Origin of the sequence: Necropsobacter massiliensis, assembly GCF_000827595.2 — a bacterium.
GTDB lineage: Bacteria > Pseudomonadota > Gammaproteobacteria > Enterobacterales > Pasteurellaceae > Necropsobacter > Necropsobacter massiliensis.
The window spans coordinates 380,395-403,873 of sequence record NZ_LN776183.1 but is presented as its reverse complement, the minus strand read 5'-3'; the positions used below and the strand labels follow the sequence as shown (position 1 = coordinate 403,873).

Below are 23,479 nucleotides of genomic sequence, written 5' to 3'. Positions count from 1 at the left end.
GCTACCAAAGTTCATCTTCTAAATACAGCGGCCCCAAGTTATGTCGCGGCAATGCAAAACGCGCCGGATAGCTGACATGCACCAAATATAAGCCAGCCGCTTTGGCCGTCGGCGCCGCCAAAGTGCGGTCTTTTTCGGCCAATAATTCGGCAATCCACGCTACCGGTCGCTGTTGACAACCGACTTCAATCAGGCTGCCGACAATATTGCGCACCATGTGATGAACAAACGCATTCGCTTGAATATCAATTACGAGGTAATCGCCGCGCCGAATTACATGCAGATGATGCACATTGCGCCACGGCGTATTTGACTGGCATTGCGCAGCACGAAACGCGGAAAAATCATGCTCGCCCACTAACGCCTGCCCGGCTTGGTTCATTAATTGATGATCCAGCGGCAAATGGCAATGAGTGATGCCGTCAGGTAAAATCGCATTGCGCAATTTATGGTTATAAATCACATAACGATAACGGCGCGCCGTCGCACTGAAACGCGCATGGAAATCATCATCCACCTGTTTTGCCCACGTAACCGCAATATCATCGGGCAACTTGGCGTTCACGCCGAAACACCAAGCCTTTTCCGGTCGCAACGCAGCGGTTTCAAAATGAATGACCTGTCCGGTGGCATGAACGCCAGCATCAGTTCGTCCGGCACAAAAAACCGCGCATTCTTCATCGGCAACAAAAGCGATTGCCCTTTCCAGTTCTGCCTGTACACTGGTCACCTTTTCTTGACGCTGCCAGCCGAAATAATTTTTGCCGTTATAGGTGATACCGAGCGCGATTTTCATGCTATTTTCCTTAACTGTTGATCTTATCGCGCTATTATAGGGGAAATTTCCGGTTTATAGAATGAAGTTGGGGTGATATGATGGCAAGTCTGAATATAATTGAATAAAAGGTGAACGGATGAAAATCGGCTTAGTTCTGGAAGGCGGCGGAATGCGCGGTATGTTTACCGCCGGCGTGCTGGATGTGTTGATGGATGAAAATATCTGGGTCGATGGCATCGTCAGTGTGTCCGCCGGCGCATTGTTCGGTGCCAATTATCCTTCTCGTCAGCGCGGACGAGTTATTCGTTATAACCTGAAATATATCAATGATAAACGCTATATCGGATTGCGCAGTTTGCTGACTACCGGCAATATTATCAATAAGGAATTTGCTTTTTATGAAGTTCCCGTTACGCTGGATCCCTTTGATAACGCCGCATTCAAAGCATCCGCAATTGATTTTTATGTAACCTTGACTAATGTGGAAAGCGGTCTGGCAGAATATGTCAAAATCACCGATGTGTTTGCGCAAATGGAGTTGTTGCGCGCTACCTCCGCCATGCCTTTCGTCTCAAAAATGATTGAATTTAACGGCAACAAATATTTAGACGGCGGCATCGCCGACAGTATTCCGTTAACCTATTGTCAATCGTTGGGGTATGACAAAATTATTGTGATCCTAACTCGTCCTTTTGATTACCGCAAAACAGCCGCCAATCGCTATTTCATTAACGCATTTTATCGTAAGTATCCGAATTTAGTTGATACTTTGTCCCGCCGTCATTTGGATTATAATCGCCGAGTGGAGGAAATTATCCGTCTGCACCAGCAAAACTGGATTTTCGTTATCCGCCCGTCAGTGTCTTTGCCCATCGGTCGTATTGAAAAGGATTTAAATAAAATTCAAGCAATGTATGAGTTGGGCGTCAACGATGGCATACGGGAGCTGGATAATTTAACACGCTATTTAAATCATTCGGCTTAACGCATGTTCAGGCAAATACACCGGCAGAACACCTATAAAGTGCGGTCGATTTTTTAAAGGGTTTTCAGCCTCAGAAAATATCTTAATATTCACCGCACTTGGTATGTTATTTTGGTAGCATAGCGCATCGGATAATGACGCATGATTTAGCGTCAGGATTACTCCTTAAAAAAATATTCTTCTTTCTCAGATTTTGTGTTAAATTTTTGTTAAGTTCGAACCCAATGATTTCATTTCACAAGATGTTGCACGCTTATTGACTTAATCACGAGGAGGACGATATGTCACCGACCCCAACCGCACGGACATTTTTCGGGCATCCGTTTCAGCTGAGCAAACTGTTCCAGATCGAATTGTGGGAACGCTTTTCTTTTTACGGCATGCAAGCCATTTTAATGATGTACCTGTACTATCACACCATAAACGGCGGTCTGAACATTGATAAAACTGTGGCCGGCGGCATTGTCGGTGCCTATGGCGGCAGTATTTATTTAGCCACAATTTTGGGCGGCTGGCTGTCGGATCGTTTAATCGGTGCCGAACGCACTCTATTCTGGTCGGGCGTGGTGGTCATGGCGGGACATATTGCGCTGGCAATTGTGCCCGATTTTGTCGGGCTGATAGCCGGCTTAGTGTTGATTGCTTTCGGTAGCGGCGGCGTGAAAGCCTCGGCAAGTTCCATGGTCGGACAACTCTATGAAAGCAAAGAAACCCGCCATCTGCGTGATGCAGGTTTTTCCATTTTTTATATCGCCATTAATATCGGCGCACTGCTCGGCCCACTGTTGACAGGGCTGCTACAAAGTAATATCGGTTTTCATTACGGTTTCGGTGCGGCCGCCATCGGCATGGCGTTCGGTTTATGGCAATACAGTCGCGGACGGAAATTTCTCCCTAAAACCCCCGCCCCTTTTCCGTTACAATCCCATGAAAAACCGGCGATTTTCCGCCTTACCTTGTTAGGTTTAGCGCTCTTTGCCCTATCGATTGCGCTTGGTTGGCTGCATTTCGGTAATTTTAAATCGGTGTTATTGGCGGTGGTCGTCCTGCTTTCGGTGTATTATTTTACCCGCCTGTTAAAAGGCAAACAGAGCACGTCAACCCAGAAAAAATATATTCTGGCCTATTTACCGCTGTTTTTAATCTCTTGTATTTTCTGGGCATTATGGTTTCAGTTTTATACCGTGATCACGATTTATATCGACGAAACCGCAAAAGCGCAGCGGATGTTCGGCAGCTTTGAGATTCCGGTTGCTTGGTTCAGTTCAATTCAGGGATTATGGGTAATTCTGTTTTCAGGTCTGCTGGCGGGGTTATGGATGAAAATGGGCAGAAATCAGCCGAAAACACCGGATAAATTTGCTTACGGTTTAATCACGGTCGGCGTGTTTTATCTGCTGTATATGCCATTTCTCGGCGACACCGTTATGCCGCTGATTTTTATTGCGCTGTCGATCATTGTACTCACTCTTGCCGAACTGCTGATTTCACCGATTTCGCTGTCTTTTGCAACCAAGATCGCACCGCCTCATTTTAAAACACAAATGGTGGCACTGAATTTTCTTTCACTCTCTATCGGTTTCACCTTAGGCGGCTTGATATTCGAATGGTTTTATCATGCCGATACACTGTTACATTTTTACGGTCTGCTTGGCGGCATTGGCATCGGTTGTGGTGTGCTACTGCTGGTTTTCACCAATAATTTAAACCGCATGCTCAGCGGTATTGACTGATTTGGAGGTATTATGACAGCTCAACATTCACCGCTTGCCCGTTTACGGCAGGCAATGCAGCAACATCAACTCGACGGCTGGATCGCCCCTTCCGCCGATCCACATCTTTCGGAATATCTGCCCGAACATTGGCAAACCCGTCGTTGGTTATCGGGTTTTACCGGCTCAGTTGGCACATTGGCAGTAACGGCAACACAGGCAAGTTTATGGGTGGATAGCCGCTATTGGGAACAAGCGGCAGAGCAGCTGAACGGCAGCGGCATTAGCCTTGGCAAATTGGGAACGGGGCAAACTCACATCGACTGGCTGATAAATAATTTACCCACAGGCGCCACTGTCGGTGCTGCCGCCGACGGGCTTTCGCTATCCGCTCAGCGTCAGCTGGAACGGGCATTTGCCGCCAAATCAATTCAATTGTGTAGCGCATCAGACATTGTTGCCGATATTTGGTCGCAACGTCCGCCTTTGCCCGCGGCGCCAATTTATCCGCACGCTGGCGAATTCGTGGTGCAATCTGCTACACAGAAACTGGCGAAAATCCGCCGCGCAATGCAAGAAAAAGGCGCAAATGCACATTTAATTTCCAGCTTGGATGACATTGCCTGGCTGACTAATCTGCGTGGCAGCGATGTGCCTTATAATCCTGTCTTTCTTGCCCATTTGCTGATTGAAAACGACAGCGCAACAGTTTTTGTCGAACCCAGTAAGCTCAACGCGCAATGTTCGGCCCTGCTGGATGAGGCCGGCATTCGCGTTGCAGATTATCACGCCGTGACAGACCGCATGGCGGCGCTGCAAGGCGGTCTTTTGCTCGACCCGAACAAAGTCGCAATCAGTACGTTGGCGAAACTGCCGGCACAGGTAACACTAATTGAAGCAATCAATCCCAGCACCTATTTAAAAGCGATGAAATCCGCACAGGAAATCGCCTTTATTCGTCAGGCAATGGTGGAGGACGGCGTGGCGCTGGCCGGTTTTTTTGCCGAATTGGAACAGCTCATCGCAGAAAATAAGGCGTTTACCGAACTGGATATCAGCGAGATGCTGATTAAACACCGTTCTCATCGACCGCACTATATTTCGCCAAGTTTCAACACCATTGCCGGCTTTAACGCCAATGCCGCACTACCCCACTATTCCGCTACTGCCGAGCATTTCAGCCGTATCGAAGGCAACGGCGTCTTGTTAATCGACTCCGGCGCGCAATACCACACCGGTACAACGGATATTACCCGCGTGATCGCCATACGCAACGCGAGCGATGCACAAAAACGGGATTTCACTTACGTATTGAAAGCGCATATCGCGCTGGCACAGGCGATTTTCCCCGAAGGGATTCTGTCACCGATGTTGGATGCAATCTGCCGCCAGCCGTTATGGCAGGCACAGCGCGAATACGGACACGGCACCGGTCACGGCATCGGCTATGTACTGAATGTTCACGAAGGTCCGCAGGTGATTTCCTACCATGCCGCCCCACAACCGCAACACGCCATGCGGGCAGGTATGCTTACCTCCAACGAACCGGGATTATACCGCCCGCAGCGCTGGGGAATCCGCATCGAAAATCTGGTTGTAAATCAGCCCGTTGAACAACCGCAGGAACACGAATTCGGTACTTTCCTATGCTTTGAAACCGTTACTCTCTGCCCGATTGACACCAGACTTATTGATAAATCATTGCTGAATCAAAATGAAATCGACTGGTTAAATAATTATCATCGCACCGTACGCGACAAACTCGCCCCTCATTGCGAAGGTCGAGCCAAAGAATGGTTATTGGACAATACGGCAGCGATTTAAAAGTGCGGTCGGTTTTCGCACCGTTTTTCAGTGGAAAAACAGGCCAAATACTGACCGCACTTTTCAGTCCGTACAAAGACGGATAGTCATTTATACAAACCGGGTTAATATTTCGCCGATTCTTTTTTGTCCACCACAACCGGTTCTACGTAAACGACCGGGTCAATCGGCTGTTTATTAATTTGTTTTAACGCAGATTCAATCGCGATGGCGACTTGTTTTTTCGGCAATTGATCAATGGTATTCTGCATTTTGCCTTGTTTTACATATTCAATGGCAAGCGGAATACCGTCGTAACCCGTTACGAGCACTTTCCCCGCCAACCCGGCATTTTCTACCGCCGTAACCGCGCCGATCGCCATATTATCATTAGCCGCAAAAATACCTTGAATATCCGGATTTGCGGTTAAGATATTACTCGCCACATTTAATGCTTGTTCCGTTTCCCAGTTAGCGGATTGTGATGCGACGATATGAATGTCGGGATATTCACCGAATGCTTTCAACGCGCCAGCTTTGCGCTGCTCGCCGTTATCCACACCGGCAATCCCTTCCAACATTGCGACTTTGCCTTTGCCACCTAGCGCCTCTGAAAGATTTTTTGCCGCTAAATAGCCGCCGTAGAAATTATCAACACCGACATAATTAAATGCCAAACCGGCTTTTTTAGCTGCGTCAGCATCAAGCCGAACATCTAAATCAATGATCGGAATTCCGGCTTTTTCCGCTTTTTGGAATGCCGGAATAAAAGCAATCGAATCATTCGGTGTCACAATAATCGCATCGACTTTCTTGGCAATCATGTTTTCTACTAAGCCGACTAATTGTTCGGTAGAATCCTCTTTTTCCGCCACCTGTACAATTAAATCCACATTTTTTTGTTTCGCCGTTTCCTCGGCACCTTGTTGCATTGAAATAAAATATTCATTACTCAGCGTTTTCATTAATAAGGCGATTTGTGGTTTTTCCGCCGCATTGGCAAAACCGGTAACAGACAAGGCGAATAATCCGGATAATAAGGTTTTATGCAATAAATTACGTTTCATATTGATTTCCCCTATGGTTAAGTCGATGTGATTAACTTACAACAGTTTTGTTGTAATTAATGTTAGTTTATTCTCAAATCAACGGCTTTATTGTGATTAATATCACAAAATAAATCTTGGATTGTAATCTATTTTTCATTTTGCGAGAGAGATCTCATTTTATTGCGAAATTATAGAGTAACCTAAACATGTTTATCTAAACTAATCGGAACAGAAAATGGCTGAACCTATTTTGCAATTACAAAATATATGTAAACAATTTTTTGGAGTGGAAATTCTGAAAAATATCAATCTGGATATTTATCCGGGTAAAGTACATTGTTTGATTGGTGAAAACGGTGCAGGAAAATCCACGTTATGTAAGATTATTGCCGGTATTTATCATGCCGATCAAGGCGCGATGAAATTTTATCAACGCCCCTATTTACCCCAATCCGTCAAGCAGGCACAACAAGCCGGTATTGGCTTTATTCACCAGGAATTAATGCTGGTTCCTCAATTAACCGTGCTGGAAAATATTTTTTTAGGCAATGAACAATCACATTTTTTCGGCAAAATGGATTGGGAAAATATGCGCATACGCACACAGGAAATCATTAATCGACTGGAATTAGATATTCGACCGGATGATTTAGTCGCGGATTTATCCATTGCCCAGCAACAAATGGTTGAAATTGCAAAGGCAGTGTTTAGTCGTTACAAAGTGATTATTTTTGATGAACCGACCGCATCCATTTCGCGTAAAAATACGGAAACCCTGTTCAAAATCATTCATCAGCTTAAAACAGAAAATGTCGCGATGATTTATATTTCTCATCGTTTGGAAGAATTCAATTACATTGCCGATACGGTAACCGTATTAAAAGACGGTGTCGTCACAGGTACGCGGCCTTTTGCCGAAACCTCAGCTGATGAAATCGTACGTCTAATGGTCGGTCGTGATGTGGATTTCAGCCGTTATCAGCGTAATGTGCAATTTGAACATGAAGTTTTACGCGTAGAAAATTTGCATAACAGTAAACTTTGTCCAATCTCCTTTCATTTGAATCAAGGTGAGATTTTAGGGTTCGCCGGTCTGGTCGGAGCGGGACGAACGGAATTGTTACGCGCCATTTACGGCGCAGATGAGGCGCAGGGAGAAATTTATCTAAACGGCGAAAAAGTAACGATCTCCAGTCCTGAACAGGCCGTAAAACAGCATATTGGCTTGATTACCGAAGACCGTAAATCACAAGGTCTAATTCTGGGAATGAATGTTCGTGAAAATATTACGTTGCCTATCCTATCGCGTTTTTGGCGGCATTGGCGACTGGATAAAAAACAAGAACGCGAAGTGGCGGAGAAAAATAAAGATAAATTGCGCATTGCCTGTAACAGTCAGGATCAAATAACCAAAACGCTATCCGGCGGTAATCAGCAAAAAGTGATCATTGCCCGCTGGTTAGAAAGCGGTGTGAAAATTCTGTTTTTTGACGAACCGACACGTGGTATCGATGTAGGTGCAAAATCCGAAATTTACGATTTGATGCGTCATTTTACCGATAATGGCGGCAGTATCATTATGGTTTCTTCGGATTTGCCCGAACTGCTTACGATGTCGGATCGGATTATAGTGATGAAGGCCGGAGAATTAGTCGCGGAAATCACACAACGCAGTGCAATGAATGAAGAAAATATCATGCATGCAATGATGGGGCTCGGTAAAAGTCAGGAGCGTAACAATGAATGTTAATAAAATGATTTCAAAATTAGGTATAGGTCTGGTACTGGTCTTGATGATTGTCGCCATGTCTTTTGCCTCTAATAGCTTTTTATCCACACACAATATTTTAAACATTTTGCTGCAAGTCTCGGTGATTTGCATTATTGCAGTGGGCATGACGTATGTTATTTTAACCGGCGGCATTGATTTGTCAGTCGGTTCTATCGTGGCGCTGAGCGCCGTTTGTCTGGGGCTTTTTGTGCACAAAGGAATGGATTGGTTAGGTGAAAATCCCTCCGAAAGTGCGGTCATTTTTGTCGTGATTTTATCGGTATTCGGCGCGTTACTGGTTGGTGCGTTATGCGGTTATCTAAACGGTTTTATTATTGTGTATTGTAAGGTAACTTCCTTTATTACTACCCTTGGCATGATGGGAATCGCCCGCGGCTTAGCTCTCACGCTTTCGGATGGCAAAACCATTTATAATTTTCCTGACGCCTTGCGTTTTTTCGGCAATGGTAAGATTCCGCTGGCAGAAAATTTCAGCATTCCCGTACCGGTCATTGTGGCGTTGATCGTCGTTGCGCTCAGCTATTATATTTTGACTCAAACTATTTTCGGACGGCAAGTCTATGCACTCGGTGGCAATCGTGAAGCCGTCAAACTATCTGGTATTAATGTGAACAAGCTGGAGGTAAGAACCTATGCAATCAACGGATTACTCGCCGCCTTGGGCGCGGTGATTTTAGTGGGGCGGTTAAACGCGGCGCAACCTATTGCCGGCACCGGTTATGAACTGGATGCGATTGCAGCCACCGTTATCGGCGGTACGAGTTTAATTGGCGGCGTCGGTTCAGTGTTAAGCACCGCGATCGGGGCGTTAATTATGGGCGTGTTGCAAAACGGGCTGACCTTGCTGAACGTAACCTCTTATCTGCAACGCTTAATCATCGGTCTTGTGATCATTTTGGCGGTCTTTATGGATCAAATCAGACGTGGCGAAATATCCAAGCAAAGTTTTAAAAATCTGATTTTCAGAAAATCCTAAGGAAAAGTGCGGTATGTTTTATTTAGGTATTGATTGCGGCGGAACCTTTATCAAAGCGGCACTCTTTGATCAGCAAGGTAAAATGTACGCCTGTGAACGAAAAAACGTAGAAATTATCAGTGACCGGGAAGGATATGCCGAGCGGGATATGAACCGACTGTGGCAGGTCTGTGCGGATGTTATCCGACTGACCGTGCAAAAAAGCAATATCGCGCCGGCGCAAATCGAAGCCGTCGGTATTTCAGCGCAGGGTAAAGGTGCGTTTTTGTTGGATAAAAACAAGCGACCGCTGGGACGCGCGATTTTATCTTCCGATCAGCGTGCGACAGCCATAGTAAAACGCTGGCGACAGTTAGCCATTCCCGAGATTATTTATCCGATAACCTCTCAAGCCTTATGGAGCGGGCACCCGGTATCCATTTTACGTTGGTTGAAAGAAAATGAACCGGAACGCTATACAAAAATTAATCATGTATTGATGTCGCATGATTATTTGCGTTTCTGTTTAACCGGAAAGCTGCATTGCGAAGAAACGAATATTTCCGAATCTAACTTCTATAATATGCATACCGGACAATACGATCCCGCACTGACCAAGCTATTTGGTATTGAAGAAATATTTGATAAATTACCACCGATTATAAAAGGCAATCAAATTGCCGGAACCGTTAATTTGCAAGCAGCGAAAAAAACCGGATTAAAAATTGGCACCAAAGTGGTCGGAGGATTATTTGATGTCGTTTCCACCGCACTTTGCGCCAATCTGCAAGACGAACAGACGTTAAATGTCGTCCTTGGTACCTGGACAATCGTCAGCGGTGTCAGTGCGCAATTTGATCAAACCTCAGGGTTAATTTGCGGGCGCTACATTCAGGACGGTAAATTTATTATTCATGATGACAGTCCAACTTCTGCCGGCAACCTCGATTGGTTTATCAACAAATGGGAAAATATTACCTATTCCGAAGTCAATAAAATCATTGCCGATTTACCGCCGGTATCCAGTTCAATACTGTTTGTCCCTTTTTTGTACGGTTCCAACATTAAACTGGGCATGCAGGCCGGGTTCTACGGATTGCAATCCTATCACACTCAAGCCCATTTATTGCAGGCGGTTTATGAGGGAATTCTATTCAGCCTAATGTACCATTTGGAACGCATGAAAGTGCGGTTTCCAAATACGCAGATTTTACGCATTACCGGCGGTGTGACTAAATCGCAAGTTTGGCTGCAAATGCTGGCGGATTTAACCGGCTTAACCCTTGAAATTCCTCAAATTGAGGAAACCGGGTGCTTTGGGGCGGCCTTAATCGCAATGCAGGGTGTCCGGAAAGCTGAAAAAAATGCTATGATAGCGCAGGTTGCAATGCAGACCATTCAACCGAGTAAACAAAATTTTTCGTTGTACCAAGAAAAATATCAACGTTACCAAAAACTTGTCGATGCTTTATCGGTGATGGCCTAATATCAGATGGACAAAAAAACGCAATTACGGGTACAGAAATTGGAATTTCTGCTTACCCAAACAGATAAAATTCATTTACGCAATGCCGCGGAATTACTTAATGTATCGGAAATGACTATTCGCCGTGACGTGAACACCGAACATAGTAACATGAGTCTTATCGGCGGCTATATTTTAAAGAACAACCAAGATCAGCCCCAGCTGAACCATTTGTTATCCCAACGCCAAACTAAAAATGTATTAGAAAAGATTCATATCGGTAAAATCGCGGCAAATTTGGTGGAAGAAGGCGATACTATTTTCTTTGACGGCGGTTCGACCATTCCTTTTATTGCTTCTCAAATTCCCAATACGGTACGATTTACCGCAATTTGTTGTTCTATCAATACTTTTCTGATTTTGCGAGAAAAACCCAACTGTAAAATTTATCTGTGTGGCGGTTCTTATTCACAAGACGATTTATTTATTAATCCGGTGCAAAATCCGAATTTGTTGGATCTCATTTGTACGACCAAGGCTTTTATCTCGGCTTCCGGTGTGGATAAACACCTTGGGTTAACGTGTTTCCGTTTAGATGAAGCGCAGATTAAACACAAAGCAATGGCAAAAACTGCACAAAAGATCCTTATTTTTGATCATTCCAAATTTAATCAGGTACAGCAGGCTTATTTCGGTAAGCTGGAAGAGTTTGACACAATAATCTGTAATCAATCCCTGCCGGATGATTTTTCCGTGTCGTCACAGTTAAATATCATGGTGTAATGACAATCCCTGCATGGAATACAGGGATTTTACGGAAGAAGTTACTCAGACAAATAGCGTTTAATTTGTTCGGCACTCAAATGTCCCGGGATGGTTTTTGTGACGTTCAATGAGGCGTCCAAAATCAAATTGGTCGGATAGCCGCGGACTTTGGCTTTTTTGATCACTTCGCCCTCTTCGTCTAGCAACACTATGATATTTTTGTAATCCAATCCCTTATACCATTGGATAAAATCGGCGGTCGATTTCTCACCTTTATGTTCGGGAGAGACAATGGTAATAATGGCGGCATCGTTGTTCGGCTCGCCGCTTAATTCGTTGATCTCTGCCAATCCCGCCAAACAAATCGGACACCAAGACGCCCACATTTTGACGTAGAGTTTCTTTCCCTGATACTGTTCGAGCGTGACAGTATTCTGCTCAAGATCTTTAAATTTAATGTTTTTCAAGTTGACTTCTCCTGCTGCAAAAAGATTAAAACTGAACAATAACATCATTAATCCGATAATTTTTTTCATGTTTATTTCTCCTGTAGTTACATCACAATATGTAGGTTGTTGGTGATTAATAAAACGCCCATCAGAATAATCAGGATTCCGCCGATAATTTTAAATTTTGTTAAATGTTTATTCAGTGCTTTGGTTCTTTTCAATAAACTGTCGGAGAAAAATGAAAAGAGGATAAACGGTGTCGCCAGCCCCAATACATAAACCAGCATCATGCCTGCGCCGTATAACGCGGAACCTTCATCGCCGGACAAAGCCAGCACGGCGGCTAAAATCGGTCCGATACAAGGCGTCCAGCCCAGACTGAAGGTAAGCCCCAAAACAAACGCTTGCAGCGCCGCACTTTTATTATCCGTATTTATTTCAACCAATTTAGTCTGTTCTAACAGTCCGATCTTTAAAAGACCCAACTGATGTACGCCGAGAATAATAACAATAACGCCCGCGATAATTCTGGCAGTGTCGTTAAATAAAATATCGCTTAAAAAACCAAAGCTGAAACCCAGTCCGATAAATGTCAGCGATAAACCCAATATAAACAATAAGGTGTTTAATATTTTTCTGCCACCTTTGCTTAGAATACCGAAATAAATCGGCACAATCGGGAAAATACAGGGCGATAAAAAAGACGCCAATCCGGCTAAAAAAACACTACCGACTAATAAATTCTGCTCAAACATTTTATTTTCCTTTAACAAGGTTGATTAAATAACCGTAATTCTGTGCTTCCATTTGATCCAGCGGAATAAATTTAATCGAGGCGCTATTGATGCAATAACGCAGCCCGCCTTTCTCTTTCGGTCCGTCGTTAAAAACATGACCCAAATGTGCTTTTCCGCTACGGCTTAAGACCTCGGTTCTCACCATATTGAAACTGGTGTCTTCCGCATAGGTCACAACATCTTCCACAATCGGCTTAGTAAAACTCGGCCAGCCGCAACCCGACTCGTATTTGTCGGCGGAAGAAAACAGCGGTTCGCCGGTGGTAATATCGACATAAATACCCGGCTCGAAATTATCCCAGTAATCATTACTAAACGAATGCTCGGTATTTTTATTTTGAGTGACGCTATATTGCAACGGCGTAAGTGTGGCTTTCAGCTCGGCATCACTCGGTTTTGGGTAATCCTGCGGATCGATAATCACCTTATCTGCCTGCGCTAAATCAATATGGCAGTAGCCGTTCGGATTTTTCTTTAAATAATCCTGATGATATTCTTCCGCTAAAATATAATGTTTTAACGGTTCAACTTCGATCTGAATTTTATCTTTATATTTTGCCTGCAACGCATTAAGTGCGGTTAAAATGATCGCCTTATCTCCATCGTTTTGATAATAAATGCCAGTACGGTATTGTCTGCCGCGATCATTGCCTTGCTTATTGACACTGGTCGGATCAATGACCTGAAAATAATATTTCAGTAATTTATCCAGCGAAACTTTATTGGCGTCATAGGTCACATGTACTGTTTCCGCATGATCCGTTTTGCCGATAATCGGATAGGCGGTCTGTGCAGTCTTGCCGTTGGCGTAACCGGAAGTCGCGTCTTTTACGCCATATATTTTTTCCATGTAGGCTTCAATTCCCCAGAAACAACCGCCAGCTAAATAAATATCCCGGAGATCTTCTTGCAATGTTTTTGTATTTTCCATCATTTTTGCCTTATCCGAATGTATTTCATGTGCTACCGCCGGTGAAGCGAATACCGCTGCCGACATCAAAAATAAAAAAAGTTTATTGTATTTCATATCGTTCCCCTTTATGACGACTCATCCGTATGGGCGACGGTTGTGAACCTGACGCCCACACGCCAAATTACATATTGTGTTTGGTCATTTTTTCTTTCTTCATTTTTTGCTCTTTCTTCATATCGTCTTTTTTCATGTCCTCTTGTTTCATCTCCTCTTCCATCATAGAATCTTTCTTCATCATAGAATCGGATTTCATTTCTGTTGACATCATGCTATCCTTTGCCGCATGTTTCGATTGCATCATCGTCTCTTCCGCGGTATGTTGAGATTTCATCTCTCCGGCGTTGGCAGTGACGGCGGCAGCAGAAAAGAAAGCAACAAGGCTTAACGCTTTCAATGTGTTAGTTAATAATTTCATCATGTTTTCCTTCTAGTTAATTGTTGATTATGAATTAATATGTTATGAAAGAATCCCCTTCACATTAAAGTTAGTCGGACAACGCCCGAAATCCTGACAAAAAAATGACAACTTTTTTTAAAAAAATTATAACTATATGATAGTAAATGAAATTAATTCCGCTTTTTCTGCGCAGCAACTCACAGAAATTCGAGAGCAAATGTTAAAATTTGCCCGTCTCCAACTGCGAGACGGTACGCTTGCAGAAGATCTTGTGCAAGAAGCCTTATTAAGTGCGGTCAAAAATATTGATAAATTCAAACGTCAGGCAGCATTAAAAACTTGGGTCTTCGCTATTTTGAAAAATAAAATTATTGATTATTTGCGCCAAAAAGATCGGTTTATCGTCGAAAGCGATCTTCAATCCGCAGAAGAAGATAACCACTTTTTTGACCGCAACGGGCATTGGAAAAGCGAATGTTGCCCGACAGACTGGCAGGAGCGCGAGATTTATTCACAAGAATTTTGGCAATTATTTGAAGCCTGCCTCACTCACCTACCGGCGCGCCAAGGACGGGTTTTTATGATGCGGGAATATCTGGAATTGCCATCGGACGAAATTTGTCATACCGTCGATATTACTCGGGAAAATCTGCACACATTGCTCTATCGGGCCCGATTACAACTACAACATTGTTTATCCGGAACATTTCGTCAGGGAGAATGATATGAATTGCCGACAAGTCACTAAATTGATTTCCGATTCAAGAGAACGAACGCTAAGTTTGCATGAAAAAGTCGGTATGAAGACACATTTGCTCTTCTGCCCCCACTGTCGCAATTTCCAACAACATTGCAAACAAATCAATAAGCTGATGAAACAGTTTGCAGATAAGTAAAGGTAATTCGGTGGTGTAAAAGGCGCTGCCGAAATACCGGAAATTTCAACCGCTCTTGTACCTAATCGGGTTAAAAAGCACTGACAATGCTTCTCTGTTTGACTTGGCTAAAGTGCAATAATGATGATAAAAGCTTAAGTGGCGGGGCGATCTTTTGGACTTTATTTATAGTAGGTGCTGTAAATGTTCTCTGTGCTGGAGTATGGGTAACTCAACTGAAACACGACAGGTCGTGAATTGTCTTTAGGTTTTACCTAAACTGGAAGTATGGGTAACTTCGGTCTGCGGATCTTGCTTGCTTACTCCTCTTAATATTTAAACTTCAAATACTAAGTACATAAAAGTGAAGATCATACCTTACAGCCTTTCGAGTTGGTCATTTACTTTCCCAACTTAGCACAAGATCTTGAGCAACGCTCCGTCTCTTGTCTGCTTCCCAAGCCCCTCCAAGAGGAGCTTGAAAAGTTGGTTGAAACATATAAGAACACTGCTCCAACCAAGCAACAAACCCTTGATATATAAGGAAATATTGCCACAAGTACGACAACTTGTCGCACTTAACGTTTTGAGTACTGTGGACGACGACGTGCTTTGTGTAAGCCCACTTTTTTACGTTCAACACGACGAGCATCGCGGGTTACGAAGCCTGCTGCGCGTAATGCTGGACGTAATGTTTCATCATACTCGATCAACGCACGAGTGATACCGTGACGGATTGCACCCGCTTGACCTGAAATACCACCACCTTTTACAGTGATGTATAGGTCTAATTTATCAGTCAATTCAACCAATTCCAATGGTTGACGTACGATCATGCGTGAAGTCTCACGGCCGAAATATACATCTAATTCACGTTGGTTGATAGTGATTTTACCACTGCCCGGTTTGATAAATACACGAGCTGAAGAGCTTTTGCGGCGACCTGTGCCGTAGTTTTGATTCTCTGCCATTTTCCTAACCCCGTGATTAAATATCTAAAACTTGTGGTTGCTGTGCTGCGTGCTGGTGTTCTGCCCCCGCATACACTTTCAATTTACGGAACATTGCACGACCTAATGGGCCTTTCGGCAACATACCCTTAACCGCAATCTCAATCACTGCTTCAGGACGGCGTTGGATCATTTCTGCGAAAGTCGCTTGTTTGATACCGCCTACATAACCTGTGTGCCAGTAGTAAATTTTATCGCTTTCTTTTTTACCTGTTACGGCAACTTTCTCCGCATTAATTACGATGATGTAATCACCGGTGTCAACGTGCGGCGTATATTCAGCTTTATGTTTACCACGAAGACGACGGGCCAATTCGGTGGCTAAACGACCTAAAGTTTTACCTGTCGCATCCACTACATACCAGTCGCGTTTAACCGTTTCCGGTTTTGCTACAAAAGTTTTCATTAATTTAATTACCAATTAAAAATATTAATACCCAGTGTCAAAAAGACACAACCATGAATCTCAATCTGCACCCCTTCGAGTGTGATCTCAATAAAATAATGCGCGGTGGGAATCCGCCACATTCACAGGGTCGGGCGATTATACAAAAATTTGCGCCGAATGCCAATGATTTATATACAAAACAGGATAAATTTCGACCGCACTTTTTTCTGTGAACGTCAAAATAAAAATCGTTAGGGTTTACGCCCCAGCAAACAAACGATCGAACTGGTGCCGATATGGCGGTTGCCTTCGTTCATCTCACATAAACGGTGTTCGGCAATAAGCCAATCTAGCCCGGAAAGTGCCTGTTGCATTTGCGCCAAAGTTCCCAGCATTTCAATATTACTCGGTCCGCCCGTGCCGTAATGAAGCTGATCCGGATGATAAAATACACCGACGAATAAGCCGCCCGGTTGCAGTGCATGAACAATGCGTTGCATCATACAAGTGCGCTCGGGTTCCGCAAAATGACAAAACACCAAACTGATCACTGCATAATGCTGCACCGGCATTGGCATTTCGGTAATGTTCGCCAAGCGCGTGGTAAAAGCCACATTGTAGCGTTGTGCCAGTTGCCGTGCTTTTGCCAAACCAACGGCAGACATATCCACGCCTTCCGTTTCTAGCCCCTGTTGGGCTAAAAAGATGCCGTTGCGCCCTTCTCCGGTAGCTAGATCCAGCGCTCGTCCGGTATTTGGTAAATAAGGGCGAATTCGGGCAATAAATTCATTTGGTTGCGTACCGAAAATATAATCTTCAGTTTGATAGCGTTCATCCCATTTTGTCATAGTCGTCTCCTGAAAATAATTAACCGAATGGAAAGATATAAATTTATTTTTTAATTAGTGCGACAAATGTTTCATGAGTTCTTCTACAAACGTCGGCACAATTTTACTTGCCTTGCCGTAACGTTTTTGCTTAAATTTCGAGCCGACCGAACTCGGTTCCAGGTTCAGTTCAACGGTTTGACAGTGATTCGGCACCGCGTCCACAAATCCCGCTGCCGGATAAACGTTGCCCGACGTACCGATAGCGATAAAATAATCGGCATGTTCAAGTGCGGTGTAAATTCGCTCCATTTCCAGCGGCATTTCGCCGAACCAAACGATATGCGGGCGTAAAGAACGCGGCGGCGTACAGCATCGGCAGCGCGTGTCGAGCGTAATATCCTGCGCCCAATCATAAATTTGTCCCGACCAAGTGCAGCGCACTTTCAGCAGTTCGCCGTGCATATGGATAATATTTTTCGAACCGGCGCGTTCGTGCAGGTTATCCACATTCTGCGTGACCAACAGCAAATTCTCGCCTAATTGTTGTTCCAGTTGCGCCAACGCAACATGAGCGGGATTCGGTCGAATAGCGGGATCAAACAGTTTTCTGCGGCGTGCATTATAAAAACGCTGTACCAATGTCGGGTTGCGCTGGAATCCCTCCGGCATTGCCACATCTTCAATACGATGTTCTTCCCATAAACCATCAGAGGCACGAAAAGTGCGAATTCCCGACTCGGCGGAAATACCCGCACCAGTAAGTATGACGATATGCGCATGTTTCATGCTTCCTCCCCTAACATATCTTGCAATAAATGCCCTAATCCGCTTTGCCGTTTGGTTTCGGTGCCGACGGCATATTCCCAGCTTAATCGATTGGCAAACACGGTAATTTTTTCTTTTGCGCGGGTAATGCCGGTATAAACCAGCTCTTTGGATAGCACCGGGTTCGGTTCCGGCGGCAAAATAAGAAAAGTATGATTAAATTCCGAACCCTGCGATTTATGCACTGTCATCGCGAAAGCCGGTTCATGGCTCGGAATGCGGCTGGGCAATTCGCTGTTGCCGTTTTCAAACCAGAAACGTCCTTTAACCTCGCCGTTTTTATCTTGCGTCACCAGATATAAACCGATATCACCGTTAAACAGTCCCACATTCGCATCATTTTCGGTAATCATAATCGGTTTGCCCACATACCAGTCTCGGCTTTGGTTAAACTCCAGCCAACCTTGTCGGCGCAAACCCTCTGCGATATATTGGTTTAAGGTTTCGCTGCCAAATTCACCGACCCGTAACGCAGTCAAATAGCGCACCTTATTAAACAGCTTAAAAATATCAGCCAGCTTTTTATCGTCCAGCACTTTTGGCGCTAATGTCATTTGTTTGATTTCCCGCAGATATTCAGTGTAATTTTGCACCGCACTTTGTACCACATCATTAATGCAGGCTTTGCGGTAAATCGGCGTATTTCGTTCTGCTGATCGATCTTCCAAATGCGCATCGAAATCTATCAGTTCAATTTGCCGTTCGGCATTTGTGACAACATCACAATGTTCGGCAAATAATCCCCAGCTGCGTGCCGCCTGCCTTTGATTTACTGCCTCCGCCAACTGACCGATATAAGGCTTGCTGCCGAAACGACGGCTCACCACCAAATTACACAGGCAATCACGCATCGGATTCCCCCGTGCGGCGGCAGCGAGACGTTCATCAACGGTGTGCCGTAAATATTGTGTCAACGCCGCACTGTATCCCTGTCCGACAAATTTACCTAATTCTCCCAGCACGGCGCCCGCCTCCACCGATGCCAGCTGATCTTTATCACCCAACAAAATCAGCTTGGTCTGCGGTGTTAACGCCTGGAGCAATTTTGCCATTAAAGCCAGATCAATCATCGATGCCTCATCCACCACCAATATATCAACCGGCAGCGGATTTTGGCGGTTATAACGGGTCTTCTCGCTGAACGGGCGCACGCCTAGTAAGCGATGAATGGTTTCCGCCTGTGTCGGTATCGCATTCTGCAATGCGGGATCTGGCTTAAACAAGACAAATTGCGATAAATTCCGTAACGCTTGCCCGATACTTTCGCTCAGACGCGCAGCAGCTTTCCCCGTTGGTGCGGCTAATTTTATGCGCAGCCGACATTGATTCAGCTCTTGTAAACTCAGCAACACGCGGGAAACCGTGGTGGTTTTTCCGGTGCCGGGCCCGCCGCTAATCAGGCAAAACGGTTTGTGCAACGCAATAGCGACCGCGATTTTCTGCCGATTCGGTGCGCTGCTTGATTCCTCGGTTGGAAAATAACGCGCTAAAACATGCGCAATATTCGTCATTTCAAGCGAAGACGGATTTTCGCCAGCATTTTTAACCGCACTTGTCAGATATTGTGCGACGCGGTATTCATCCTGCCAGATACGGTAAAAATATAAGGCGTCATATTGAAATACCAACGGTGCATTTTTTTCCATCGGTCGGTCGCTGAACGCAATATGTCCCGCCAAGGCACTCTGCCAACGACTGACTGGCAGCGCATTGATTTTTTGTGCTATCTGATCGAGAAAATGCCGTTCGCTGTAAGGCAAAAAAAACAAATTGTGGTGAAGACTGTCGTCCAGCAGCAAGCAAGTATGCCCCTGCTGATAAGTAAAATTACATAGCGCAGCCAGCAAGATAGCCAGATTCTGTACCTCTTGCGGATAAGCGAAAGGCTGCTGCTTATCGGCGATCAATTTGGCAAAATAATAATCGCCCGCGCTAATCAACGCTTGTTGTTTTAATTGAGATAAAATCGCCAGCATTAAAATAATTTCTCCAATTCCTCAATTAAACGCGACTCCGGTTTATCAAAATACACACCTGTCGTGTCTTTACCGTTCATGCCGCGTAGAAAGCTGTAAATTACTCCGCCAAAATGTTGCTCATAATCGTAATCGGCATCACGTTGTTTGAGATAACGGTGCAACGCCACGCTGTACAGAAGATATTGCCAGTCATAATGGCTGTTCAGTATGGCTTGCCGTACATGTTCCACCACATAATATGAGGCGTTGTTGCCTAATAAATTCGATTTATAATCCATTAAATAATATTTGCCGTCATGCCGAAATACTAAATCAATAAAGCCGCGCAGCATGCCTTTAATACGGTTAAATATTAACGGCTGACAAGGCAAATGGTGATATCGGGTTAATGCTCGATTAAACGCGGCGACATCAAAATCACGGCTTAATTTCAGATAAAACGGCATTTCTTTTATACAGGCTCGGCTGTCAATGTTTGCCAGGGTCAGCGCTTGACCGACTACCGGCAGCGGCGTGTGCATAATTGCCGTCAACCACTGCCGTAGCGGTGAAAGCCAATTGTCGTCCAGTTGTAAACGATGACAAAGCCGGCGTATGTTTTGTTCATTTAACGGATGATTAAAATCGTTTTTTTCCAGATAACGATGCAGTTCGGTTCCCACCTGCGTACCGTGCGGAAAAGCAAAAGGAGAATACCCCGGCGGATAATCTTGCGCAACATGCAACGAATTTGCCTCCGCCGAGGTTTCGACTAATTCCGGCGGCGCAGGCGGAAGAAAATCATAATCTTTGGCAGTATCAAAAACTTGGGGAATTTCCACCGCACTTTGCCCTTCGTCTACTTGCTCGCGCCGCATGCTGAAATATTCATGCTTGTGAGCTATATCGCTGAAACTGGTGACATGCCAGTTATATTCAATCTTTCCATGAAATTCGGCGGGAGCCAGCGGCTCTGCGGCAACAGGCAAATGCAGCGCTTCACCGCCGGTCAACGTCGCGGCGTCTTGCAGCACAATGTGGTGCGCGCCAACTTTATGCTGCAAACGTTCAAGCAGGACTCGTGCCTGATACTGCGGCGTTTTAAAAGTTAAATTCTGCCCGATTTCACCTTCGCTCAGCGCGTACAGCAGAGCGTTCCATTTTCCCTCAAAGACTGCTGGCAGCCCCATCACCACCTGATATTTCGCCCGCGTCAACGCCACATACAACAGACGCATTTCCTCCGCCAAATTTTCTTTGATGACCGCCTCTTGATGTTTGCCTTCCAGATCCCAGACGACCTGTTGCTGCGCTGCGCAATAGTAGGTATTAATGGCATGGACATCGGTTTTTCTGCCGCTTTCTTTTGCTGGCATCGCGATAAAAGGCAGCCAAACCAGATCGTAAGCCAGCCCTTTCGATTTATGAATCGTGACGATCTTCACCAGTTCGCGTTCGCTTTCCAAACGAATAATTTCCTGTAACCGTTGCGTTCCTTGCAACTGTTTTTCAAACCAGCGCAATAATGCCGCCTCGGTTTCATTTAACCGGCTCGCCTGCTGGAGCAATTCCGCCAAGTGCAGAAAATCCGTCACGATACGCTCGCCGCCAACTGCCGCCGATAATCGTTCGCTAAGCGGAGAGTCAAGCAGCAGACGGTGCAACATAGCTAACACGCCTTGCGCCTGCCAAAGTCGGCGATAGGCTACAAACTGTTCCACCGTTTGTTCCCACTGGGTTTCTTCTTGTCTGATGCGATAAATCTCGGCGGCGCTTAAGCCGAATAGCCCAGTCGCTATCGCATTTAAAATCGACCGTTCATTTAACGGATTCAAACAGGCGGTTAGAATTAGCGCCATATCACGCGCCGTCGGGCTGTCGAACACATTGCTTTTGTCGGACAGATAAACCGACGCTACGCCAAGTTGCTGCAATTCGTGTTTAACCAGCTCCGCCTCATGACGGTTTCTCACCAGCACGGCAATATTTTTCGCCAGTAACGGGCGTTGTTCAATAACGGCTTTATTTTCCACCGCACTTTGTAACCAATGCCAGATAGACAAGGCGCAGGCTCGGGCAAGCGCCGTTCGTTCGCCGGTTTGCGCAATATAGGCACGTAACGGCGGTTCAGACGTGCCGTTTAAGACAAAAGGTGCGCTGCCTCTCCCAGCTTTTACCGGCAAAAAACGAATATTATCGAATAAAAACGGCGGCATCGGCGAAAAATCGAAGATCCCATTGACACAGTCGATCAACGCTTGTCCCGAGCGCCAGTTATATTCCAGCGTAAAGCGATTGTCCGCCTGTTGGGATGCCGCCAAATAGGTAAAAATATCCGCGCCGCGAAATTTATAAATGGACTGTTTGGGATCACCGATCATAATAAATCCGCTGTGCGGTGATTTAGCCTGAATATAAACACGGGAAAAAATCTGATATTGCTGCGCATCGGTATCTTGAAACTCGTCGATCATGGCAAAAGGATACTGATAGCGAATAAGTTGCGCCAGCTCATCGCCGGTCGGCGCATAAAGCGCGTCGCGCACCAGCCGCAGTAAATCATCAAAACCTTTTTGGTTATGATGTGCTTTGTAATCAATCAGCTTACGGCGTATCGCACCGATGCAATGATACAGCACAATCGCACTGTTGGCTGCGGCACAAGGCATGGCATCGTCAACAAGCTGTTGCGTCTGTCGAAATAACGGATGGTTCAACGTCCCGCCGTTTTTTAGGGACGCGTCAATTGCTGATTGGGTAAAATACTTGGTCAGCTTTTGTGGCAAATCCGTGTCTGCCGGGTTTTCCGCCCATTTGCGAATATCACGCAAACGCGAACGGAGGTAATCGTCACGATATCCTTTAATCCGCGCTTTATTTTCTTCAAGCAACTCGTAAACAGCCTGTTCTTGTGCCAGCCAATCCTGTTTAAAACGGTTGATACGCGTCAATTGCGGACTTAAATAATCAGCCAAAAACGCACTCAACGGCATTTGTAATAACTCCGGTCGGCTGATTTTCGCCACGAGTTCATCTGAGGTGATATAGGCGCGGATTTTTTGCATTAAATCGTCCGGCGAAACGAATTGGCGGCGAATAAATTCGCTAATATTGACTGGTTGCGGATAAAAATGTTCGCGCCAGAATTCATTGACAATACGTTGCAACAGCTCGCTTTCATCGGTGATAAGATCCAAATTAAAATGAATACCCGAATTAAACGCATACTGCATTAAAACGCGCCGGCAAAAGCTATGGATGGTATAAACCGCCGCCAAATCCATATTCTGTTCCGCCAACGTCAGGCGACGAATCGCCGCTTCAATATCATCAATATGGGTTATCAGATCCGATAAAAAATCATCGCCGTCGAAAATACCGATATCCTGCGTGTCGCGATAGCCAATAAACAACTGTCTGGCTTGATGTATGCGCGCGCGAATACGTTCACGCAGTTCTTCTGTCGCCATGTCGGTAAAGGTCACCACCAGAATTTGCTCGACGTTAAGCGGTCGTTCGAAGTGATTTTCGCCCGCCTGCAACAATAAGCGTAGGTATAACGATGCCATAGTATGCGTTTTGCCGGTGCCGGCGGACGCTTCTATCAAACTGACGCGGTTAAGCGGCACGGTAACAGGGTTAAGCGGTTCGGATCGGTTCATCATTTGTTCAT

Annotated in this window: 21 protein-coding genes; 9 read left to right on the top strand and 12 right to left on the bottom strand. The window is 45.2% G+C overall.

Annotated elements, in window-relative coordinates; genetic code table 11:
* Position 1: 1 nt before the first annotated feature.
* On the bottom strand, positions 2 to 796 hold the full coding sequence (gene truA / locus BN3349_RS05755; RefSeq protein ID WP_040976385.1) for a tRNA pseudouridine(38-40) synthase TruA: 795 nt from the start codon (positions 794 to 796) through the stop codon (positions 2 to 4).
* Between the two features lie 118 nt (positions 797 to 914).
* Here truA and BN3349_RS05750 point away from each other — a divergent pair, with 118 nt between their 5' ends.
* From BN3349_RS05750 to BN3349_RS05740, 3 genes are all read left to right on the top strand, one after another.
* Positions 915 to 1,763, top strand: a complete 849-nt coding sequence (locus BN3349_RS05750; protein ID WP_040976384.1) for a patatin-like phospholipase family protein — start codon at positions 915 to 917, stop codon at positions 1,761 to 1,763.
* A gap of 281 nt (positions 1,764 to 2,044) precedes the next feature.
* Positions 2,045 to 3,496: a peptide MFS transporter gene (locus BN3349_RS05745; protein ID WP_040976383.1), complete on the top strand. Its 1,452-nt coding sequence runs from the start codon at positions 2,045 to 2,047 to the stop codon at positions 3,494 to 3,496.
* A gap of 12 nt (positions 3,497 to 3,508) precedes the next feature.
* Positions 3,509 to 5,299, top strand: coding sequence for an aminopeptidase P family protein (locus BN3349_RS05740; protein WP_040976382.1), 1,791 nt, complete (start codon positions 3,509 to 3,511; stop codon positions 5,297 to 5,299).
* 104 nt (positions 5,300 to 5,403) lie between these two features.
* On the opposite strand, the gene BN3349_RS05735 is transcribed toward BN3349_RS05740, so the two are convergent.
* On the bottom strand, positions 5,404 to 6,345 hold the full coding sequence (locus BN3349_RS05735) for a sugar ABC transporter substrate-binding protein (protein WP_040976381.1): 942 nt from the start codon (positions 6,343 to 6,345) through the stop codon (positions 5,404 to 5,406).
* Positions 6,346 to 6,562: 217 nt separating this feature from the next.
* Here BN3349_RS05735 and BN3349_RS05730 point away from each other — a divergent pair, with 217 nt between their 5' ends.
* Genes BN3349_RS05730 through deoR form a run of 4 tightly spaced genes read left to right on the top strand, consistent with a single transcriptional unit; the run spans position 6,563 to position 11,322 of the window.
* Positions 6,563 to 8,077: a sugar ABC transporter ATP-binding protein gene (locus tag BN3349_RS05730; protein ID WP_040976380.1), complete on the top strand. Its 1,515-nt coding sequence runs from the start codon at positions 6,563 to 6,565 to the stop codon at positions 8,075 to 8,077.
* Positions 8,067 to 9,095 carry an ABC transporter permease gene (locus BN3349_RS05725; RefSeq protein ID WP_040976379.1) on the top strand — a complete coding sequence of 343 codons (1,029 nt, stop codon included), beginning with the start codon at positions 8,067 to 8,069 and terminating at the stop codon, positions 9,093 to 9,095. The genes BN3349_RS05730 and BN3349_RS05725 overlap by 11 nt, the downstream gene beginning before the upstream one ends.
* Positions 9,096 to 9,108: 13 nt before the next feature.
* A complete protein-coding gene (locus BN3349_RS05720; RefSeq protein ID WP_040976378.1) occupies positions 9,109 to 10,560 on the top strand; it encodes an FGGY-family carbohydrate kinase in 1,452 nt (483 codons plus the stop codon).
* Between the two features lie 6 nt (positions 10,561 to 10,566).
* Positions 10,567 to 11,322: a DNA-binding transcriptional repressor DeoR gene (deoR, locus tag BN3349_RS05715; RefSeq protein ID WP_040976377.1), complete on the top strand. Its 756-nt coding sequence runs from the start codon at positions 10,567 to 10,569 to the stop codon at positions 11,320 to 11,322.
* Positions 11,323 to 11,363: 41 nt separating this feature from the next.
* Here the strand turns inward: deoR and BN3349_RS05710 are convergent, their stop codons facing one another.
* The 4 genes from BN3349_RS05710 to BN3349_RS05695 form a co-directional block, all read right to left on the bottom strand.
* A complete protein-coding gene (locus BN3349_RS05710) occupies positions 11,364 to 11,840 on the bottom strand; it encodes a redoxin family protein (protein ID WP_040976376.1) in 477 nt (158 codons plus the stop codon).
* A 17-nt stretch (positions 11,841 to 11,857) separates the two neighbouring features.
* Positions 11,858 to 12,508 carry a cytochrome c biogenesis protein CcdA gene (locus BN3349_RS05705; RefSeq protein ID WP_040976375.1) on the bottom strand — a complete coding sequence of 217 codons (651 nt, stop codon included), beginning with the start codon at positions 12,506 to 12,508 and terminating at the stop codon, positions 11,858 to 11,860.
* Between the two features lies 1 nt (position 12,509).
* The gene (gene msrB, locus BN3349_RS05700; protein ID WP_370738137.1) at positions 12,510 to 13,484 is read right to left on the bottom strand and encodes a peptide-methionine (R)-S-oxide reductase MsrB; all 975 of its coding nucleotides are present in this window, start codon (positions 13,482 to 13,484) and stop codon (positions 12,510 to 12,512) included.
* A gap of 160 nt (positions 13,485 to 13,644) precedes the next feature.
* Positions 13,645 to 13,941: a hypothetical protein gene (locus tag BN3349_RS05695; protein WP_245853748.1), complete on the bottom strand. Its 297-nt coding sequence runs from the start codon at positions 13,939 to 13,941 to the stop codon at positions 13,645 to 13,647.
* Positions 13,942 to 14,074: 133 nt separating this feature from the next.
* On the opposite strand from BN3349_RS05695, the gene BN3349_RS05690 reads away from it, so the two are divergent.
* Both BN3349_RS05690 and BN3349_RS05685 read left to right on the top strand, forming a co-directional pair.
* Positions 14,075 to 14,644, top strand: coding sequence for a sigma-70 family RNA polymerase sigma factor (locus BN3349_RS05690; protein WP_040976372.1), 570 nt, complete (start codon positions 14,075 to 14,077; stop codon positions 14,642 to 14,644).
* A 1-nt stretch (position 14,645) separates the two neighbouring features.
* Complete coding sequence (locus BN3349_RS05685; RefSeq protein ID WP_048736331.1) at positions 14,646 to 14,816, top strand: zf-HC2 domain-containing protein; 171 nt, start codon at positions 14,646 to 14,648, stop codon at positions 14,814 to 14,816.
* A 557-nt stretch (positions 14,817 to 15,373) separates the two neighbouring features.
* On the opposite strand, the gene rpsI is transcribed toward BN3349_RS05685, so the two are convergent.
* The 6 genes from rpsI to recB all read right to left on the bottom strand — a co-directional run bounded on the left by rpsI (position 15,374) and on the right by recB (position 23,471).
* A complete protein-coding gene (gene rpsI / locus BN3349_RS05680) occupies positions 15,374 to 15,766 on the bottom strand; it encodes a 30S ribosomal protein S9 (RefSeq protein ID WP_017806615.1) in 393 nt (130 codons plus the stop codon).
* A gap of 16 nt (positions 15,767 to 15,782) precedes the next feature.
* Positions 15,783 to 16,211: a 50S ribosomal protein L13 gene (gene rplM / locus BN3349_RS05675; protein WP_032108986.1), complete on the bottom strand. Its 429-nt coding sequence runs from the start codon at positions 16,209 to 16,211 to the stop codon at positions 15,783 to 15,785.
* Between the two features lie 233 nt (positions 16,212 to 16,444).
* Positions 16,445 to 17,041: a class I SAM-dependent methyltransferase gene (locus BN3349_RS05670; RefSeq protein ID WP_040976371.1), complete on the bottom strand. Its 597-nt coding sequence runs from the start codon at positions 17,039 to 17,041 to the stop codon at positions 16,445 to 16,447.
* A gap of 54 nt (positions 17,042 to 17,095) precedes the next feature.
* Positions 17,096 to 17,836, bottom strand: coding sequence for a Sir2 family NAD+-dependent deacetylase (cobB, locus tag BN3349_RS05665; RefSeq protein ID WP_245853753.1), 741 nt, complete (start codon positions 17,834 to 17,836; stop codon positions 17,096 to 17,098).
* On the bottom strand, positions 17,806 to 19,824 hold the full coding sequence (recD, locus tag BN3349_RS05660) for an exodeoxyribonuclease V subunit alpha (RefSeq protein WP_040976369.1): 2,019 nt from the start codon (positions 19,822 to 19,824) through the stop codon (positions 17,806 to 17,808). Before recD ends, cobB begins: the two co-directional genes overlap by 31 nt.
* Positions 19,824 to 23,471: an exodeoxyribonuclease V subunit beta gene (gene recB, locus BN3349_RS05655; protein ID WP_048736325.1), complete on the bottom strand. Its 3,648-nt coding sequence runs from the start codon at positions 23,469 to 23,471 to the stop codon at positions 19,824 to 19,826. Before recB ends, recD begins: the two co-directional genes overlap by 1 nt.
* Positions 23,472 to 23,479 lie beyond the last annotated feature (8 nt).

What these genes read in the sequence shown, in the direction of transcription:
- truA (WP_040976385.1), bottom strand. Translation starts at nt 796, where the DNA reads ATGAAAATCGCGCTCGGTATCACCTATAACGGCAAAAATTATTTCGGC.
- BN3349_RS05750 (WP_040976384.1), top strand. Translation starts at nt 915, where the DNA reads ATGAAAATCGGCTTAGTTCTGGAAGGCGGCGGAATGCGCGGTATGTTT.
- BN3349_RS05745 (WP_040976383.1), top strand. Translation starts at nt 2,045, where the DNA reads ATGTCACCGACCCCAACCGCACGGACATTTTTCGGGCATCCGTTTCAG.
- BN3349_RS05740 (WP_040976382.1), top strand. Translation starts at nt 3,509, where the DNA reads ATGACAGCTCAACATTCACCGCTTGCCCGTTTACGGCAGGCAATGCAG.
- BN3349_RS05735 (WP_040976381.1), bottom strand. Translation starts at nt 6,345, where the DNA reads ATGAAACGTAATTTATTGCATAAAACCTTATTATCCGGATTATTCGCC.
- BN3349_RS05730 (WP_040976380.1), top strand. Translation starts at nt 6,563, where the DNA reads ATGGCTGAACCTATTTTGCAATTACAAAATATATGTAAACAATTTTTT.
- BN3349_RS05725 (WP_040976379.1), top strand. Translation starts at nt 8,067, where the DNA reads ATGAATGTTAATAAAATGATTTCAAAATTAGGTATAGGTCTGGTACTG.
- BN3349_RS05720 (WP_040976378.1), top strand. Translation starts at nt 9,109, where the DNA reads ATGTTTTATTTAGGTATTGATTGCGGCGGAACCTTTATCAAAGCGGCA.
- deoR (WP_040976377.1), top strand. Translation starts at nt 10,567, where the DNA reads ATGGACAAAAAAACGCAATTACGGGTACAGAAATTGGAATTTCTGCTT.
- BN3349_RS05710 (WP_040976376.1), bottom strand. Translation starts at nt 11,840, where the DNA reads ATGAAAAAAATTATCGGATTAATGATGTTATTGTTCAGTTTTAATCTT.
- BN3349_RS05705 (WP_040976375.1), bottom strand. Translation starts at nt 12,508, where the DNA reads ATGTTTGAGCAGAATTTATTAGTCGGTAGTGTTTTTTTAGCCGGATTG.
- msrB (WP_370738137.1), bottom strand. Translation starts at nt 13,484, where the DNA reads ATGATGGAAAATACAAAAACATTGCAAGAAGATCTCCGGGATATTTAT.
- BN3349_RS05695 (WP_245853748.1), bottom strand. Translation starts at nt 13,941, where the DNA reads ATGATGAAATTATTAACTAACACATTGAAAGCGTTAAGCCTTGTTGCT.
- BN3349_RS05690 (WP_040976372.1), top strand. Translation starts at nt 14,075, where the DNA reads ATGATAGTAAATGAAATTAATTCCGCTTTTTCTGCGCAGCAACTCACA.
- BN3349_RS05685 (WP_048736331.1), top strand. Translation starts at nt 14,646, where the DNA reads ATGAATTGCCGACAAGTCACTAAATTGATTTCCGATTCAAGAGAACGA.
- rpsI (WP_017806615.1), bottom strand. Translation starts at nt 15,766, where the DNA reads ATGGCAGAGAATCAAAACTACGGCACAGGTCGCCGCAAAAGCTCTTCA.
- rplM (WP_032108986.1), bottom strand. Translation starts at nt 16,211, where the DNA reads ATGAAAACTTTTGTAGCAAAACCGGAAACGGTTAAACGCGACTGGTAT.
- BN3349_RS05670 (WP_040976371.1), bottom strand. Translation starts at nt 17,041, where the DNA reads ATGACAAAATGGGATGAACGCTATCAAACTGAAGATTATATTTTCGGT.
- recD (WP_040976369.1), bottom strand. Translation starts at nt 19,824, where the DNA reads ATGCTGGCGATTTTATCTCAATTAAAACAACAAGCGTTGATTAGCGCG.
- recB (WP_048736325.1), bottom strand. Translation starts at nt 23,471, where the DNA reads ATGATGAACCGATCCGAACCGCTTAACCCTGTTACCGTGCCGCTTAAC.